General features: G+C 64.7%; 10 protein-coding genes. 3 read left to right on the top strand and 7 right to left on the bottom strand.

The window, feature by feature from the left end; all coding sequences use genetic code 11:
* Positions 1 to 392 precede the first annotated feature (392 nt).
* Positions 393 to 1,427: a polysaccharide biosynthesis/export family protein gene (locus CA260_RS11290; RefSeq protein WP_111983204.1), complete on the bottom strand. Its 1,035-nt coding sequence runs from the start codon at positions 1,425 to 1,427 to the stop codon at positions 393 to 395.
* 647 nt (positions 1,428 to 2,074) lie between these two features.
* Between CA260_RS11290 and galE the strand changes: the two genes are divergently transcribed.
* From galE to CA260_RS11275, 3 genes are all read left to right on the top strand, one after another.
* On the top strand, positions 2,075 to 3,130 hold the full coding sequence (gene galE / locus CA260_RS11285; protein WP_111983203.1) for a UDP-glucose 4-epimerase GalE: 1,056 nt from the start codon (positions 2,075 to 2,077) through the stop codon (positions 3,128 to 3,130).
* Between the two features lie 266 nt (positions 3,131 to 3,396).
* Positions 3,397 to 5,796, top strand: coding sequence for a GH92 family glycosyl hydrolase (locus tag CA260_RS11280; RefSeq protein WP_238149719.1), 2,400 nt, complete (start codon positions 3,397 to 3,399; stop codon positions 5,794 to 5,796).
* Positions 5,797 to 6,013: 217 nt separating this feature from the next.
* A complete protein-coding gene (locus CA260_RS11275) occupies positions 6,014 to 9,262 on the top strand; it encodes a GH92 family glycosyl hydrolase (RefSeq protein ID WP_338065730.1) in 3,249 nt (1,082 codons plus the stop codon).
* Between the two features lie 257 nt (positions 9,263 to 9,519).
* Here the strand turns inward: CA260_RS11275 and CA260_RS11270 are convergent, their stop codons facing one another.
* The 6 genes from CA260_RS11270 to CA260_RS11245 form a co-directional block, all read right to left on the bottom strand.
* Positions 9,520 to 11,451: an FTR1 family protein gene (locus CA260_RS11270; protein ID WP_111983200.1), complete on the bottom strand. Its 1,932-nt coding sequence runs from the start codon at positions 11,449 to 11,451 to the stop codon at positions 9,520 to 9,522.
* Positions 11,452 to 11,522: 71 nt separating this feature from the next.
* Positions 11,523 to 13,151 (bottom strand): 3-(methylthio)propionyl-CoA ligase, encoded by a 1,629-nt coding sequence (locus CA260_RS11265; protein WP_111983199.1) that lies wholly within the window; start codon positions 13,149 to 13,151, stop codon positions 11,523 to 11,525.
* A 185-nt stretch (positions 13,152 to 13,336) separates the two neighbouring features.
* On the bottom strand, positions 13,337 to 15,148 hold the full coding sequence (locus CA260_RS11260; protein WP_111983198.1) for a DUF1302 domain-containing protein: 1,812 nt from the start codon (positions 15,146 to 15,148) through the stop codon (positions 13,337 to 13,339).
* 484 nt (positions 15,149 to 15,632) lie between these two features.
* Positions 15,633 to 16,310 (bottom strand): DsbA family oxidoreductase, encoded by a 678-nt coding sequence (locus tag CA260_RS11255; RefSeq protein ID WP_111983197.1) that lies wholly within the window; start codon positions 16,308 to 16,310, stop codon positions 15,633 to 15,635.
* Complete coding sequence (locus CA260_RS11250) at positions 16,307 to 16,858, bottom strand: RBBP9/YdeN family alpha/beta hydrolase (protein ID WP_202864081.1); 552 nt, start codon at positions 16,856 to 16,858, stop codon at positions 16,307 to 16,309. The genes CA260_RS11255 and CA260_RS11250 overlap by 4 nt, the downstream gene beginning before the upstream one ends.
* A 31-nt stretch (positions 16,859 to 16,889) precedes the next feature.
* Entirely contained in the window at positions 16,890 to 18,206 is a 1,317-nt protein-coding gene (locus CA260_RS11245; protein ID WP_111983195.1) for an MFS transporter, read from the bottom strand.
* Between the last annotated feature and the right edge of the window lie 45 nt (positions 18,207 to 18,251).

Here is an 18,251-nt window from a genome sequence, read left to right as displayed (position 1 = left end):
CCGCTCTCGAGCTCACCCCCCTGTGTCCGTGCGAGCCGGTGGTAAGTGGTGCAGGCTTCGAGCAACGTCGTTCCTCGCGGTCTCAACTCCTAGACCGGTGAAAGGACTGGATCGTTGCTGCGCTCCTGCTGGAAACCATCGGAGTCCAGCTGCCTGCGTGAAAGCCTGACTCTTGGTGACGCCAGGCTTTGAACGCTATCACGTTTGCATTGCAGATTTGTGCATCGCGCGATGGCCATTCAGACAAAGTCGATCAACTTGCAGAAAGCGTCAAAGGGAATTGGTAATCGCCATGCTGGCCTGACCTCGATGGTTCTTGTTCATGCAAATGCCTCTGCTTTTTAAGGGTCGGTACACAAAGCGGAGCCATCAAGGATGACTCCGCTATCGCGTCAGTGGCTTACGCTGTAGTTGGTATAGGCGGCTGTGCTGAGAATGCTGAGCGACGGCAGCAGCTGGCTGATGACGCGGTTCCAGCGGGTGATGCCTGCAGGTCCGACGAACACCACATCGCCAGGCTTCATCCAGAACTGGTCGCCCAGGGCGAACGCTGAAGGTGAGTGCGCATCGAGCTGGAACACCTTGGCGGGTGCGTTCTCGAAATTGTTCGCGCCTCGAATGACGTAGACCTCCTTGCCGTTCGCGGTGAGCGGGTTGAGTCCGCCGACCCGACCGAGCGCCTGCGTCAGGTTGATGCTGGCGACGGTGCGGAAGTTGACGGCCTGTGGACGCATGACCTCACCCATCACGTACACCTCCTTGGTGTCGTTGTAGGGCAGGAAAATGCGGTCGCCTGGCTTGAGGTAGATGTCCTGCGCCGGACTGTGCCGCGTGTTGCTGCTCGTCCCCGACAGGTCCAGGTGATAGTCCTTGCCATCGCGGACAAGGATCAGGTCGCCAAGATTGGCCTGATCCGCATTGATGGTGGCGGTGCCGATCGCCTGGCCCAGTGTCAGCGGCACGGCCGTGATCGGTTGTGGATCGGTCTTCATGAAGGCGCCCTGCAACAGAATGCGCTGGCTGTTGTAGCTGACGACATTCACGTCCACTTGCGGCCGTTCCACGAACTTCGCGAGCTTGCTGGCCAGTTGCTGGCGCAGGTCCTCGAGGGTAAGTCCCTCGACCTTGATCGAACCGATGTACGGATAGAACAGCGTGCCGTCCGAACGAACGAGGCGCCCATTGGCAACGGTCTGCTGCTGCACGCCGGCGGGCGAGGTGAGTTCGGCGTGGTCCCACACGGTGATGTAGAGCGTGTCGCCGGGACCGATGCGGTATGGCTCGGGACGGTAGTCGAGCAACGCCTGGGGAACCGCGGCACCCAGTTCGTTCTGGTGGGTTTGCTGCAGGAGCTGCGGAGTGATGGTCAGCAGTTGGATCTGGCTGTTGTCGGTAGGTGTTCCTTCCGTCAAGCCTTCCTTGGTCATGTACTGTCCTGGTACGCATCCCTGCAGACAAAGCAGGAGTCCGGCAATCAACAAGGCGGATAGCGTTTTCACGGTCACTGGCTCCTTATTCAGAAGGCCTTCCACGAGCAATGGTGTGCCATGGGCGCCGCCATACGTCGGCACACCGGGAGCTCGCAATTAAGGTTCAGCTCGGCTGAACGGTCGAAGGAGGGCTGGCGTGGAGAGCGAGCACAGGCACGTTTCCAAGCGTGGCCTTCCGCTTACATAACCCTGGCTTTGCAGGTTATTTAGAAGGGCGACATGTGATGCCATAAAAAGCATGAACGCAGCATTACAAATAGAGGTGCTGCCTGAATCATTGCCGCACGATCGCGTTGCGTTGCACGCGCTATGTCGCCTGAAGAAAACGAGATTGCCTTGAGTGGCACGGAAGTACGTCGACTTCATTATGTTTTCACGCACACGATGCGCGTTGCTTGATCGCGTCTACGTTGCCTCTTGCGACGAGAGATCGCCTCCTGATCGGGCTGGGTTCAGCTGATCCGCGATATTTGCTAAGGCGTATATACGTCCAATGAGATTCGTCGTATAGGACGTTCGAAACGCGATCCATGTTCAAGGAAGGGATGCCTCATTCGCGGATCAACCGACCGGCGGAGAGACCTATGAAAGTGCTTGTTTGCGGCGGTGCCGGCTATATCGGGAGCCACACGTGCGTGGCATTGATCGAGCAGGGGCACGAGGTCGTCATCTACGACAACCTCTGCCATGGATCGATATCCGCCGTGGACCACATCCGCCAGTTGAGCGGTGCCAGCGTGCGTTTCGTCGAAGGCGACATCCGCGACAGGGAATCGCTGGAGGCCGTGCTCGCCACGGGCTTCGATGCGGTCATGCATTTCGCCGCGTTGAAGATCATGAGCGAGAGCTGCCGGTTTCCGTTGCTCTACTTCGACAACAACGTCGCCGGCACGATCACATTGCTGCAGGCCATGCAGGCGACCGGCGTGCAGCGACTGGTGTTCAGTTCGTCGGCCGCGGTGTATGGCGATCCCGACGTCGTGCCCATCAGCGAAGACGCTCCCTTGCGCGCATGCAACCCATACAGCCATTCCAAGCTGGTGATGGAGCAGTTGATCGAAGAGGTGTGCGATGCGCGTCCCTCGTTCAGCGCCACGATCCTTCGCTATTTCAACCCGGCGGGAGCGCACCCCAGCGGCTTGATGGGCGAGGATCCGTGCGGCGTCCCGACCAACCTGATGCCTTACGTCTCGCAGGTTGCCGCAGGCCTGCAGGAACGATTGCACGTGTTCGGCGGTGACTATCCCACGCGTGACGGCACGGGCGTGCGCGACTACATCCACGTGATGGATCTGGCCGACGCGCACGCCAAGGCCCTGCAGCTGCTGCGCCACGGTGGTTGCCATGTACTCAATCTCGGCACTGGCCGCGGCTACAGCGTGCTCGAGGTGGTCTCGGCCTTCGAACATGTGTCGGGCTGCCGGGTGCCTTACGAGATCGTCGATCGCCGCCCTGGCGATGTCGCGGAAGTCTGGGCTGATCCTTCGCGTGCGGAGAAGGCGCTTGGCTGGCGTGCGCAGCACGATCTCGTGCGCATGTGCGCCGATGCCTGGCGATGGCAATCGATGCATCCACATGGCTATCAATCGGCGCAGGTGATCGAGCTGCGGCAGGTCGTTCCCTCCACAGGGCTCCGCTGATTCTTCACGACGAGATCCGTGCGCCTTGAGCGCGTTCTGCCATCGCGGCAGCGACGGCAGCCGCTGTTTTGCGCAACGCAGCAAGCATGATCCGGCGAAAACGGGTTAGAGTTGCGGCGGGCATCAGTTTCGATGATCGGGCCGCAACCGGCCGCACTCGGAAACTCTTCGCCTTTTTTTGGTGGTTGTGTTTAGATCGATTTAACCGCGGGAAATCGGCTGGCGCGCCTGCCGATGGGGAGAGGGCGATGAGGCAGGGGCTGTCCTTGGGTTGGCGCGTCCGGCGTGGCGCGAGCCTGGCATTCGCCAGTGGCGCAGCGTGTCTGCTTGCGGGTGCCGTGATGGCCGGCGAGGCGAAGCAACCGGTCGATGAAGTCAATCCGTTGATCGGCAGCCGTCATGGCGGCAACACCTTCCCCGGCGTCGTGCTGCCGTTCGGCATGCTGCAGTGGAGTCCCGAGAACACCAAGGGCACGCATGCGCGCGCGGCGTCGCCCAGCGGCTATCAATACGACGCCACGCGCATTCGTGGTTTCAGCCTCACGCACCTTTCGGGTGCGGGTTGCCGTGGCGCGGGTGGCGACATTCCCTTCATGCCGGTGACATCGCCGGTGACGAGTTCGCCGTCGGCGGACCTCACGGACAGCGTCTACGCCAGCGATTTCTCCCACGCCGATGAACAGGCCAGGGCGGGCGATTATCGCGTTCGCCTGGCCAACGGCGTGCAGGTTGAGTTGGCGGCCGCCACGCGGAGCGGCATGGCGAGTTTTGCGTTTCCTGCCGGGCAAGCCGCCAACCTGCTCATTCGCGCGTCGGATTCGGAAGTGGGCAGCAGCGACGCGAGCGTCGCCGTCGATGCGTCGTCGCGCGAGGTCACGGGTTCGGTGACCAGCGGCAACTTCTGCGGCTACCTGGCCAAGGCCGACCAGCGCAGCTATTACACGCTCTACTTCATCGCCGAGTTCGACCAGCCCATCGTCGAGCATGGCGCCTGGCACGACGGCGATCTCAAGCCGAAGGCGGCGACGGCCAGCGGCGGCACCAACTATGACGACAAGGGGTTTCCCGGCACCGGCAAGGGCTCCGGGGTGTGGCTGGGCTTTCGCCCGGACGGCAAGCCGGTGCACGTGCGGGTGGGCATTTCCTATGTGAGCCTGGCGAATGCGCGGGCCAACCTGAAGGCGGAGATCCCTGCGGGCACCGATATCTCGCGTGTGCGAGCCAAGGCGCGCGAGGCATGGAACCAGGCGTTGTCGAAGATCGACGTCACCGGTGGCAGCGACGAGCAGCGCACCACGTTCTATACCGCGCTGTATCACTCGCTGCTGCATCCGAATGTGTTCAGCGACGTCAACGGCGAATATCGCGGATTCGACCAGCAGCTGCATCGCGTCGAAGGCGGGCAGCACCAGCAGTACGCCAACTTCTCCGGATGGGATGTCTACCGCTCGCAGCTGCAGCTGCTGACCTGGCTGTATCCCGACGTGGGCAGCGATATCGCGCAGTCGCTCTACAACCAGGCAAAGCAGAACAATGGCGAGTGGGATCGCTGGACGCACAACAACGGCGGGACGCACGTGATGAGCGGTGATCCTGCGGTGCCGTCGCTTGCGGCGATCGATGCCTTCGGCGGCCATGCGTTCGACCTGCGGGGCGCGTATGCGTCGCTGGCCAAGGCCGCGACGGAGCCGACGGCACACGACCTGTCCGATGACGGGTGCAACGTGGAGTGCGTTGGCCAGCGTCCATCGCTGGACCAGTGGCTTTCGCTGCACTACATCGCCACGACATCGCATTCGTGGGGTGGCGCGGCCGAGACGCTGGAAGACGCCACGGCGGACTTTGCGCTGTCCCAGCTCGCAGCACGCGCCGGTGACCACGACGGCGAGCGGCGCTTCCTCGCGCGGGCCGGCTACTGGCGCAACCTGTACAACCCCACGGCAACGCCTGGCGCCGGCTATATCCAGAACCGCAATGCCGATGGCAGCTGGCCGGTGTTCGCACCCGACACGGAGGATGGCTTCGTCGAGGGAAGCGCCTCGGTCTACCTGTGGATGGTGCCGTTCGATGTGCAAGGGCTGTTCGATCGCATGGGCGGACGCGCAAAGGCGATCGAGCGATTGGATCGCTTCTTCCATGACGACCAGGGCCACTGGGCACTGACGGGTGCCGGTCCGTTGCATGCGGAGCTGGACAACGAGCCATCGGTGGGCACGCCGTGGTTGTATGCGTTCGCGGGCCAGCCGTACAAGACGCAGGAAGCGGTGCGCATCGTGGTGAACACGCTGTGGAAGAACGCGCCGGAGGGTATTCCGGGCAATGACGATCTCGGCGAGATGTCGTCCTGGTACGTGTGGTCCGCGCTTGGCCTGTATCCGGCGATTCCGGGCCGGGCGGAGCTGGTGATCGGTAGCCCGCTGTTTCCTCATGCGCGGGTGCACCGCTCGAATGGCGACGTGACCATCGATGCGCCGGGCGCATCGGCCGATACGCCATTCGTCCATGCGCTGACGGTCGACGGCAAGTCGCACGACAGCCCCTGGTTGTCGGCGCGTTTCGCCACCGAGGGCGGTCGGCTGTATTTCGATCTGCGTGCACAAGCGAATCCGCACTGGGGTGCGGATAGCTCGAAGGCTCCGCCGTCGTTCCCGCCACCGCAAGGTTGAGGCGAAGCACGAAGGCGTTTCTGTTTGGGTCATGGATAGAAGGCAAGGGGAGAGCGTGATGAGCAAGGCATCGACGAGGCATCCTGTGGCGACGCATCGATGGAGGCAGTCCGCATGTGCGGCGATGGTCACGCTTGCCTGCTCCTGCGCCTTCGCTGATGCGGCTGCTGCCAGCCAGTCATTTTCGAATTCCTTCGAGCAAGGCGACGCCTCGCTGATGGCCGGGCGTGCCGCCGGCTGGGCGGCGCGGGTCGCGCAGGGACCGAGCAAGGAGGAGGTCCTCACGGCCGCCGCGAACGTCGGCTTCACCGGCACGCACGCCTTGCGTTACGACGCGGAAACAGCCGGCAAGCCGGGGCCGCGTCGCGTCACGCTCTTCAAGATCAAGCAGGCGGTGACGCCGCGCACGCATCTCTCGTACGTGATCTTCCCGGTGCGTCCGGACAAGGGGCCTGGCGACGCGGCGCAATATGTCGCCGTGGACCTGCTGTTGGACGACGGTTCGCGATTGTCGGCGACGGAAGCGCGCGACCAGCACCGCATCGCGGCCAACGCCTCGGCGCAGGGTGGCTCGCGTGTGCTGCACGACAACCAGTGGAACGCGCTGGATATCGACCTGGGCCAGGTCGCCGCGGGCAAGACCGTGAAAGCGATCGAGCTGGTGGCCGATGCGCCGGCCGGCAGCGCGGCGTTTCACGGCTATCTCGACGATCTGCGTCTGGGCGACGAAGCCGTCGCCGACGCGACGATGGCACCGCACAACTATGTGGAAACGCGGCGCGGCAGCAACGCGAACAGCCGGTTTTCGCGTGGCAACAATTTTCCCGCGGTGGCCACGCCGCATGGCTTCAACTTCTGGACGCCGACCACCAACGCGGGCTCCAACTGGATCTACCAGTACCAGGAGCGCAACGATGCCAACAATCATCCGCGCATCGAAGCCTTTGCGCTGAGCCACGAGCCCAGCCCGTGGATGGGTGACCGCCAGACGTTCCAGGTGATGCCTGCGGCAGCCGCCACCGGCGCTCCTGCGCTCGATCGCGCGCAGCGCGCGTTGCCGTTCACCCACGATCACGAGACGGCGCGTGCGGACCTCTACCAGGTTCGCTTCGACAACGGCATCGTGGCGGCGATGACGCCGACCAGCCGCGCGGCCATGCTTCGTTTCACGTTTGCGGGCGATCGCTCGCAGCTCGTTTTTGACAACCGCGACGATCACGGAAGCGTCGTGCTCGATACCCCCCACTCGAGCATCAGTGGCTATTCGGATGTCGCCAGTCGCCTCTCTACTGGTGCGACGCGGTTGTTTTTTTATGCGACGTTCGACCGTCCGGTCACGGACAGCGGTCGACTGGAAGGGCAGGGCCGTGACCATGTTGCTGCGTGGTACGGCTTCGACACGCGGCAAGAAAAGACGGTGACGATGCGCATCGCCACCTCGCTCATCAGCGTCGAACAGGCAAAGCGCAACCTCGCGATGGAGATCGCGCCGGGCGATACCTTCGACAGCGTGCAGGCACGCGCAGCGGCACGCTGGGACGAACTGCTGGGTCGCGTGGAGCTGCCCGATGCCAGCGCTGCCGACAAGCGCCAGCTTTATTCCAACCTGTATCGCCTCTTCCTGTATCCCAACGAGGCGTTCGAGAACACCGGCACGGCGGACCATCCGGACTATCACTACGCCAGTCCGTTCTCGGCGAAGGCCGGCGCCGACACGCCCACCCGGACGGGTGCACGTGTGCTTGCCGGCAAGCCCTACGTCAACAATGGCCTGTGGGACACCTATCGCACCGCATGGCCGGCTTACGTATTGCTCACGCCGGAGCGTGCCGGCGAGATGATCGATGGCTTCGTGCAGCAGTATCGCGATGGCGGCTGGATCGCGCGCTGGTCGTCGCCCGGTTTCGCCGACCTCATGGTGGGCACCAGCGCAGACGTGGCCTTCGCCGATGCATGGAACAAGGGCGTGCGCAACTTCGATGTGCGCTCGTTCTACCAGGCCGCGTTGAAGGACGCGACGGTGCCCAGCGACGTTCCGGGCGCAGGTCGCAAGGGCATCGAGCGCTCGGTGTTCCACGGTTATGTCGACAACAGCACCGATGAAGGCCTGTCGTGGTCGATGGCCGGCTACCTCAACGACTTCGGCATCGGCGAACTCGCGCAGAGTCTGGCCGATGGGCATGACGGCAAAGACCCCTACGCCAGTCACTATGCGGAAGACGCACGCTATTTCCGTGGCCGCTCGCTGGGCTACGCCCATCTGTTCAATCCGCAGCTCGGTTTCTTCGTGGGCCGAAAGCCGGATGGCACGTGGCGCACCGACGCGGCGCAGTTCGATCCCAAGGCCTGGGGCGGTGACTACACCGAGACCAATGCCTGGAACATGTCGTTCGACAGCGTGCAGGATGGGCAAGGCCTGGCGAACCTGTACGGCGGTCGCGACGGCCTGGTCAAGAAGCTCGATGCGTTCTTCGCCGCCGGCAACGATTTCAACGTCGGCGCCTATGGCGACGTGATCCACGAAATGCTCGAGGCGCGCGACGTACGCATGGGCCAGTACGGCCACAGCAACCAGCCGTCGCACCACATCCTCTACATGTACGACCTGGCCGGCCAGCCGTGGAAGACGCAGGACAAGGTGCGCGATGCGTTGTCCCGCCTCTACGTGGGCGACGAAATCGGGCAGGGTTACCCGGGCGACGAGGACAACGGCGAAATGTCCGGGTGGTGGCTGTTCAGCGCGGCGGGCTTCTATCCGTTGCGCATGGGTACGCCGACCTATGCGATCGGCGCGCCGTATTTCCCGCACATGGTGATCCATCTGGAAAACGGCAAGACCATCGACGTTCGCGCACCGAAGGTCAGCGATCGCAATCGCTACATCCAGCGCGTGACGCTCAACGGCAAACCGTATGAGCGCAGCTGGCTCAGCCACGCCGACCTGACCCAGGGTGCCGCGCTGGTGTTCGACATGGGTTCCGAGCCTTCGCATTGGGGCGCTGGCGAAGACGCCGGCTTGCCTTCGGTAACCACGGGTTCGAACGCGCCGTCGCCCTGGGTCGACCTGGCAGACGCGGCCAAGGGTACGGTCACCGTCGAGGGTGATCCGGAGGCAGCGCGTGCGCTGAGCGACAACATCTCCGATACCGAAGCCACGCTGCACGGCAAGTCGCCGAACGTGCAGGTGCATTTCGATGCGGCGCATCGCGTGGCGATGTATACGCTCACGTCCTCGGCGAAGGATGGCCACGATCCGCGCGACTGGACGCTGGAAGCGTCATCCGACGGCAAGCATTGGAAGACGGTGGATCGCCGTCGCAACGAAGTTTTCCCGTGGCGGCGCCAGACGCGCGCCTTTGCGGTGGCTGAGCCCGGCGACTACACGTATTACCGTTGGCGTGTGGTCGGCGCGAAGGATGTGGCGCTGTCCGAAATCGAGTGGCTTGGCTTGCCGGCAGTGCATTGACTGGTCCGTGAAGTAGGTGAGTCTGTCGCGAACACCCGCCCCTCACCCCAACCCTCTCCCCAAAGGGGAGAGGGAGTAAGTGGTGGCTCGCGCACAGTGAGATATGTCTCCCCTCTTCTCTTGTGGGAGCGCACCCTGTGCGCGACGGACCTGCAGCGCGTGCCATTGGGGCGCTGGGGTCGCGCACTGGGTGCGCTCCTACATGTGCGAGGGCAGAAGCATGCCGCCACGTTACGACGGAATGCCGCCTGGATGCGTCAGGCAACTCGCGCACGCCAGCGGTTGAGGGCGAAGCCGGCGACCAGCATCAGCGTGACGGCAAGCTGCGCCAGCAGCGACTGCCAGGTCGGATAGATGCCCAGCCAGTCGATCGATGGCGCGGGCGCCGTGGTGACGGCGGTCCAGCCCGCTTCCTGCAGGGCAGCGACGCCCTTGCCGGTGAGCACCACGGCAAGCACGGCGATGACGGCCGAACTGACCGAGAAGAACGTACCGAGCGGCAGACGACGGCTGCTGCGCAGCAGCAGCCATGCGATGCCTGCCAGCAACACGGCGCCCGTGACGAGCCCGGCCAGCAGCCATGCGCCCTGGCCTTCGTTCCACAGCGCCGTATAGAACAGGATCGTCTCGAAGACTTCGCGATACACCGAAATGAAGGTCAGGCCGAACACGAACCAGGCCGACTTGCGGTCCAGCGCCGTGGCCATCTTCGCCTTGAGATACGACTGCCAGCGTCCGCCGATGCTCTTCTGGTGCATCCACAGTCCGACACCCAGCAGCACGGCGGCGGCGAACAGTGAGGAAAGGCCTTCGGTCAACTCGCGACTGGCGCCGCTGATGCTGATGGCATAGCTGGCGACGCCCCAGGTGATGGCGCCCGCGAGCAACGCCAGCGTCCAGCCGGCATGCACGTAGCGCGTTGCGTCGTGCCGATCCGCCTTGCGCAGGAAGGCGAGCAGGGCGACCACCACCAGCAGGGCTTCCAGGCCTTCGCGCACGAGAATGGTCAGCGCGCCGATGAATGTCGCTGCCGGGCTCGCGGCAGCGGCTATCAGCAGCTGATGCGCCTGTTCGAGCATGCCGTCGATGGCATGCGCCTGGCTGGCGACCGCTTCCTGGTTGCCTGTTCTGGAAAGGGCGGTGCGGTAGGCTCCCATCGCCGTTTCGATACGCGAGCGCAAGGCGCTGTCACGGGCGTCGAGTCGCGCTTCCACCGGTTCGATGCCGTCGAGATAGGCGGACAGGGCGAGCTGCTGCGCCTCGTCGCCGGAACCGCGGCGATAGGCGTCCAGGCTCGCCGACAGGCGCGCACGCGCCAGCGGAACACCTTCCAGCGCCTGGTGTACGGCATCGGGGTGCGCGCGCAGATAGCCGATGATCAGCCGCGCCTGGTCCGCGCCGACGGTTTCAGCGAGTTCGCTGACGCGGGCGCGCGCCAGTTCGCTGGGCGAGGCAATCGCGCCGCGCGCCCTGGCGTCCTGCTCCCATGCCTGCGCGCCGCGCTGGGATGCATCCGCGTAGGCCAGGGTTCCCACGTAATAGGCAAGCGCCCAGCGATCGTCGTCGGAAAGCGTCGTCTTGTAGCTGGCCATCGGCGTGTCGGCGACGCCCTGGGTGATCACTTCGTAGAGCGAAAGCACGCTGCGCTGATCGGCGCGGGCGGGGTCGGTGAAGTCGATCGGGCGCGGCGTGAGCTGCAGGCCGGCAGGGCCGTCGCCATGCCCGGTGGCCCCGTGGCAGGCAGCGCACTGGGCCTGGTACAGCATGGCGCCGCGCGCGAGATCGGGCGCGTGCGCAGGTGCGGTCGGCACGGGATACGCCTGCAGCAACGCATTCGCCAGGGCATGCGCCTGGCGCGCCACGTCGGCTTCGGTGGCCTTGCCGTCGATGAGCGTGACGAGCTGGTCTGCCTGTGTCCGCAACGCTGGCGATGCGGGTGACGGTGGCAGGGCATCGACCTTGTCGCGCGCGTGGCGCGCGAACTCGCGCATTTCCTCGTACTCGGACGTGCTGACTACCTGACCCTGCCGGACCGCACCGGCGTAGTCGACCGCCAGGTAATCCAGCATCTGCCAGGTCTGGCTGACGTCGGGTGGCGCGGCATCGGCTGCGTGTACGGGCGGCAGCACGGCAACAAGGCCAAGCAGCACGAGGGCGGTCAGTCGAGCGAGGATGCGAGTCATTCTCATTAAATGAGTCTACACCCGCGTTGATCCAATCGCGAGATGCCGGGCTTTTCGCCGCAGGACGGCGCGGAGGCTCAGGCCGGTGTGTCTGGCCCGGCGTAATGCGCGCCGTACTGTTCGCGCAGCTTGTTCTTCAGCACCTTGCCGGTGGCGCCCAGTGGAAAGCCGTCCAGGAAGATCACATCGTCCGGCTTCCACCAGCGCGCCAGCTTGCCCTCGAAGAACGCCAGCAGCTCGTCCTTGTCCAGCGTGCTTCCGGATGAGCGGGTGATGAGCAGCAACGGACGCTCGTCCCACTTGGGATGGCGCACGCCGATGCAGGTGGCGCTCGCCACGCCGGGGTGAAGGCAGGCGATGTTCTCGATGTCGATCGAGCTGATCCATTCGCCACCCGACTTGATCACGTCCTTGCTGCGATCGGTGATCTGCATGAAGCCATCGCGATCGATGCGCGCCATGTCGCCCGTGGGAAACCAGCCATCGACATGCACCGGCATCGATGATTCGCCGAAGTAGCCCGCGGCCACCCAGGGGCCACGCACCATCAGGTCGCCGACGGCTTCGCCATCCCAAGGCAGCTCATTGCCCTGGCCGTCGACGATCTTCATGTCGATGCCGAACACGGCGCGCCCCTGCTTGGCCTGGATGGCGTAGCGCTGATCCTCGGGCAACGCGAGCTGCCGGGGCTTGAAGCTGCAAACCGTGCCCAACGGGCTCAGTTCGGTCATGCCCCAGGCATGCAGCACATCGACCTCATGCACTTTCTGGAACTGCGCCGCCATGGCCGTCGGACACGGCGCGCCGCCGATCACGGTGCGCTTCATCGATGAAAACGCACGGCTGCGGCCGGCCACGTGCGCGAGCAGGCCTTGCCAGATCGTCGGCACGCCGGCGGACAGCGTCACCTGCTCGGCTTCGATCAGTTCATGCAGCGATTTGCCGTCGAGCGCCGGCCCCGGCAAGACCAATTTCGCGCCGACCATGCAGGCGATGAACGGCAAGCCCCACGCATTGACGTGGAACATCGGCACCACCGGCAGGATGGTGTCGCGTGCGGAACCATTGAACGCGTCGGGCAGCGCACCCGCGTACGAGTGCAGCACGGTGGAGCGATGGCTGTACAGCACGCCCTTCGGGTTGCCCGTGGTGCCGGAGGTGTAGCAGAGCGACGAGGCGGTGTTCTCGTCCAGCAGCGGCCATGCGTACCGGTCGTCATGGAGGTCGATCAGGTCCTCATAGCAGAGCAGTGCATCGCTTTCCGGCAGGCGCTCCGCATCGCACATGGCGACGAACAGGCGCGGCGTGCTCAGGCGCGACCGCAGCGCTTCGATGATGGGCAGGAAGGTCAGGTCGAAGAAGATCGCCTTGTCGGCCGCGTGCTCGACGATATAGGCGATGTGATCCAGGTGCAGCCGCGGATTGATCGTATGCAACACCGCGCCATGGCCCGATACGGCGAAGTTGAGCTCCAGGTGGCGATAGCCGTTCCACGCGAGCGTGGCCACGCGATCACCTTGGCGGATGCCCAGTGCGGCAAGCGTTTTGGCGAGTCGGCGCGCTCGTGCCGCCATGTCGGCGAAACGATAACGATGGATGTCGCCCTCGACCCGCCGCGACACGATCTCCTGCTCGGCGTGATGCCGCGCAGCGTGGGTCAGCAGGGACGAGACAAGCAGCGGTTGCTGCATCATCAGGCCAATCATCGTGGTGTTCCGCATAAAGGGCAGGGGAGGTGCGTGAATGGGGCCAGCGAGGCCCCGGTGGCGTGTCGTCCCTTGGTAGGAGGGCGACGCTTCAGTGGGTGACTGTGTGAAGATGCCACTGGTTGTTGTCGGCAGGGAGTCATCCGGCATCGCCACGCGGACGCGACGATGCCGGACGGTCTCCGTCAGAACGTGGTCTGGAAAGTAAGGTCGATGTAGTTGCGATCGCGCAGCAACGACGCGAGACCGGCGCTGGAGGTGACCACGCCGGCCTGGTTGACGGCGACGCGGCCCACATAGCCGATGTACTTCAGGTCGAAGCGGTATTTCTGGCGCACGTCAGCGCCCACGCCGAACGAGAAGTTGCCCATGCCCTTGTTGCCGCCGAACGTGACCGCCGAGTTGCCTGACAGGCCCATCGTGTAGGTCATCGGCGCCAGCAGGTCCACGCCCGGATACACCTGGAACCAGGTCGGCGTGAAGCTCAGTTGCGTGCCCGTGTAGTTCTTCGTCGGCTTGTCGATGCCCGTGTAACCGGGGCTGGTGCCTTCGAACGCGTTGGGGTTCTGCGTAACCTTGTCCCAGCGGCTCCATACGAACTCCACCACGTAATTGGCGGTATCGAACAGCGGCGTCTTCGGCACGATGCCGGCGAAGTCGGTGACCGCATGCCAGGTGTCGCCGCGCGCACCGGCCACGTTGCCGTCGGTCGGCATCGTGCTGATCGCGCCCACCACCCTGCCTGCCAGCGGCGCCGGCAGCAGCTGCACCGGAATGCTGACCAGCGGCATGTTGTGGCGGTAGTTCACTTCCGCACTGAAGCTGACGCCCAGGATCTGTTTCGCGAAGCTCGCGCCGTAGATATCGATGCCATCGGCATACGTCGCCATGTATTGGCCGACGTTGCCGGCCAGCACCTGGGGCACGGTGGCCATCGACGGGTTGATGTAGCAGATGGTCGGCGTGAGCGACTTGTAGCCGAGCGCCTTGCACGCGGCCGCGGGCACGTTGGGCGCCACGGCCGGCGCCAGCATGAACTGCGGCTGGATGTCGGAGGTGTTGCGGTAGTAGAGGCCGATGGTGGAATCGATGGCCTCGGGACTCCAGTGCATCGCCAGGCCCCAGTCACCGTGATCCTGCGGGGTCACGTCCTGGCCGCGCAGCGCGCGCTGGGTCGCATTGATGTAGATCGACTGGCCGCCCTTCAGTACTGCGTCATTGGGGTCCATGTAGGAGCCCGATTCGGGGTAGTACACCTGTTCCCAACGAAGGTAGTACTGGCCTTCGAACGAAAGCGTCGGCGTGGCCTGGACCTGCGCCGACACCTGCGTGCGCGGGCGGAACAGTTCCTTCGCGGTAGCGCCGGGCACGGTAAGCAGCTTGCCGATGTCCAGCGGCGACTGGCCATAGCTCAGCGAATGGATCGGATTGAGCAACGCCTCGCCCCAGAACAGGTCGTAGCGGCCCGCCTTGGTATTGATGTTCACGCCGCCGATGTCGACGTTGGCGAAGGCGAAGGCATCGAGCAACTGGCCCGACGGGCCTTCGAAATAGCGTTCGGTGTAATTGGGCAGGCCGAGTGCCGGCTTGCCGTTGACGATGTGGTTGGACGAGGTGACGTGCGTGTTGTCCAGTGAGCTGTACGCCTGGTCGTACCAGCCGTTGGCGCTGAGGCGGAAGCCGTAGTTCTGCTTGTAGACGAAGTCGAACTCGCTCACCAGGTCCACGCGATTGGTGACGATGGCGTGGTTGCCGAAGTTGCGGTCGCCATCGTCATTGTTCGGGCTGTTGAGGATCGACTGGTCCTGCGAATGCGCGCGATGACCCAGGTTGTAACGAACCGTGTTGTCCCAGCGGATCGAGAGGTCCGGATTGCCGGTATCGATCTCGGTTGCATGCACGGCCCCCGAGGTGCCAAGCGCCGCGGCCACCGCCCATGCCATCAGGCGGATGGTTGTTCCGCTGCGATCCCTGTTCGACCCATACACGTTCTTCATGCCGTACTCCTCCCCCATGTGTGCCGTTTTTGGTCGTCACGCTGTGCATGCCGCCGCACCGGTGCGACCCGACATCGCGGGCGGCACAAGAGACGACGCATGAGGGCCGGGGCCCCGTACGACCTCGTTGTCGTTGATCCACCTGCGGACCGGTGTCATCGCCCGCCGAAGCATTCCAGCTCGGCGATGCAGCCGTTCACCTGCCCGCGAAACCGTCCCGGTCCGGCTGTTCCGCACACGCGCCGTCGGCGCGAGCTGGAACGTGCCGGCTCGTCTGTGTCGGCGACTTGGTGGCCAGCGACGCGACTCCGGTTAGACGAGAGTGTTGTGGCGCTCTCTTGAAGGCCCCCCCCACTCGGATGGGGGAGAGGGGAAGGCGGCGACACGCATGACGGATGAGACGCAGCGGGCGTAAGCCGGCGCGACTTCGCTGCGCACGCAGCGGCGTGGATCCAACGGATTTGCGGCGGATGTGCGTTGCGGCTCAGGCCGGCAACGCGTCCAGCAAGACTTTGGCGAGCTGTCCTGATGGCAGCGCGCCTTGCAGTACGCGTCCGTCGTTCACGATGGTCGGTACGCCCGAAATTCCCAGGCGCCGGGCTTCTGCCTGCCAACCTGCCAGCGGTGCTTCGCGCACGGCGGGCTCCATGCGGGCGAGGCTGAGCGTGCGTTCGATGCCATACGTCTCACCGATCGTGGCGAGCTGCTCCACGTCGCCGATGTCCTCGCCGCGGAGGAAGTAGGCGTCGAACAGGCGCTGGACCAGCGGACCTTGCAGGCTTGAGCCGCCGCTCTCGCCGGCAAGCGCCACCAACTGGTGCGCCGCAAGGGTGTTGGGCATGCGCTCGATCCGTTCGAAGTTGAAGGTCACGCCGGCAGCGAGGCCTTCTTCACGGATCTGTCGACGACGCACGGCCACCGCCGCGGCACTGCCGAGTCGATGGAGATAGAACGCGCCGTACGGCACGCCCTCGGGCGGCAAGGCGGGAAGCAGCGGCAGCGACTTCCAGCGGATGACCACATCCACGTCGGCGTAGGCGAGCGCGATGAGGTCGATGGCGCCTTCGAGTCGTCGCTTGCCGATCACGCACCACGGGCAGATCAGATCGAAATGGAAGTCGATCTCGATCTTTCGACGTGCCCCCGGTGCGCGTTCGATCATCGCAACGAATCGATCAGCGCTTCGGCCTGTGGCCACGGGCCGTAACCGGCCGCGGGATTGAGGTGGCCGACCTTGCCGAGATCGACGATGAGGCTGCCCCAGCACTTCGCCAATTCGGTGGCGCGTTGCGCACTGCACAGCGGATCGTTCGCGCTGGAAGCGACGATGGAAGGAAAGGGCAGGGGTTCGCGAGGCATGGGCAACCAGCCATGGTCGTCCAATACATCCATGGTCGGATAACCCGGCGGCATCGGTGACTCCAGGTCGGCCGGCGTCACCAGCAGGGCGCCGTGGATGGGGCGGTCATGCGTGCGAGCCCAATGCACCGTGATCATCACGCCGGCACTGTGGGCAACGAGAATCACCGGTCCATCGATGGCGGCGAGTGCCTTGTCGAGCGCAGCTACCCGCGCGGCGCGGCTCAACTTGCGGTGTTCCAGCGGCGCCACCGATCGCGTGTTGGGCAAGCTGGCTTCGAGCAGCGTTTGCCAGTGCTCGCTCACGTGATCGCGCAGGCCGGGAACCATCAGGATGGTGGGATTCGTCACATGTGTATCCATGTCGTCGGTGTCTGCGGGTTCACGCTTCGGCGCGTGTCTGGGCCTGTACGCGGGCGATGTCCTGCGCGTAGTGGTGCCTGCCGATCCAGAAGGTCAGGGCCGCGAACAGCGCCATCAGCGGAACCAGCTTGAACGCATCCATCAGGCCGACACGGTCGGCCAGGACGCCAGTCAGCAGCGGTCCCGGCGCCAGCCCCAGCAGGTTGTTGGCGAGCGTGAGCGTGGCGAAAGCCGTGGCGTGGATCGGCGTCGGCGTGAGATTGGCGACCATCGCGCCCGCGGGCCCACAGGTGCCTGCCACCAGGAACATGCCCATGCCGATGACGGTGAGCTGCAGGACACCGGGCTTCAGCTGGAAGGCAATGCCGAGCACGAGGGCGGTGGTCAGGCAGTAGGCGATCGCCATGCCCAGCTTGCGTGGCGGCGAATGGCGGCACACGCGATCGGTCACCACGCCGCAGAGCACCATGCCGATCGCGCCGATCAGGACGAACATGGCGGCGGTGACACCGGCCTTGTCCGGCGTCATCGCGTAGTAGCGGTTGAGGTAACTCGGCATCCAGGCGATGACGGCAGCCATGATGAACAGCTGCAGTCCACTGCCGATATAGGCGCAGATCACCGAGGTCGTGGAAAAAAGCCCGGCGAACATGTTGCGCAGGGACATGCTGAAACCGGGGCGGCTGTGGCGCAGCTGTTCGGCGGCCGCATCGCTGCCGCGCAGGCGGCGTTCGTTGACCGTCAACGCATACGTCACGACCAGCGCAATGCCGAAGATCGCCATCGCGAAGAAGGCCGAGCGCCAGCCGAAGTGTGCGGCGAACACGCCGCCAAACGCCATGCCGACCACCGAGCCGAACGCGCCGCCGGCCATGAAGGCGCCGGTGAGCGTGGAGCGCAGGTAGGTCGGAAAGATGCTGATGATCAGCGCGATGCCGACGCTGCCGTAGGCTGCTTCGCCGAGGCCGACGAAGAAGCGCGCCGCCAGCATTTCACCGTAGTTGGTGGCGATGCCGCAGGCGAGCGTGGCAAGGCTCCACAGCGTGGCCATCAGCAGGATGCTGCGCACGCGGCCCCAGCGATCCGCCATGACCGAAAGCGGAAAGGTGAGCACGCCCACCAGCAGGGCGACGATGCCGGAGAGCGATCCCAGCTGCGTGTCCGACAGGTCCCATTCGGCCTTGAGCAAGGGAAAGACCGCGTTGAGCACCTGGCGCGACATGTAGTCCGACAGCAGCAGCCCGAACGTGAGCGCGAACACGAGCCAGGCATAGACGCGCGGCGCCGCCATGGACGTGGCTGGGGTGTCAAGCGTGGAAGCCTCGACGTAATGCATTCCCAAAGCGGTCTCCTCGCCGGCGCTGGGCCGGATGTGATCGCG

This window comes from Dyella jiangningensis, from assembly GCF_003264855.1.
GTDB classification, from domain to species: Bacteria; Pseudomonadota; Gammaproteobacteria; order Xanthomonadales; family Rhodanobacteraceae; genus Dyella; species Dyella jiangningensis_C.
The sequence above is the reverse complement of the archived record's forward strand: the minus strand, read 5'-3'. Positions and strand labels throughout refer to the sequence as shown.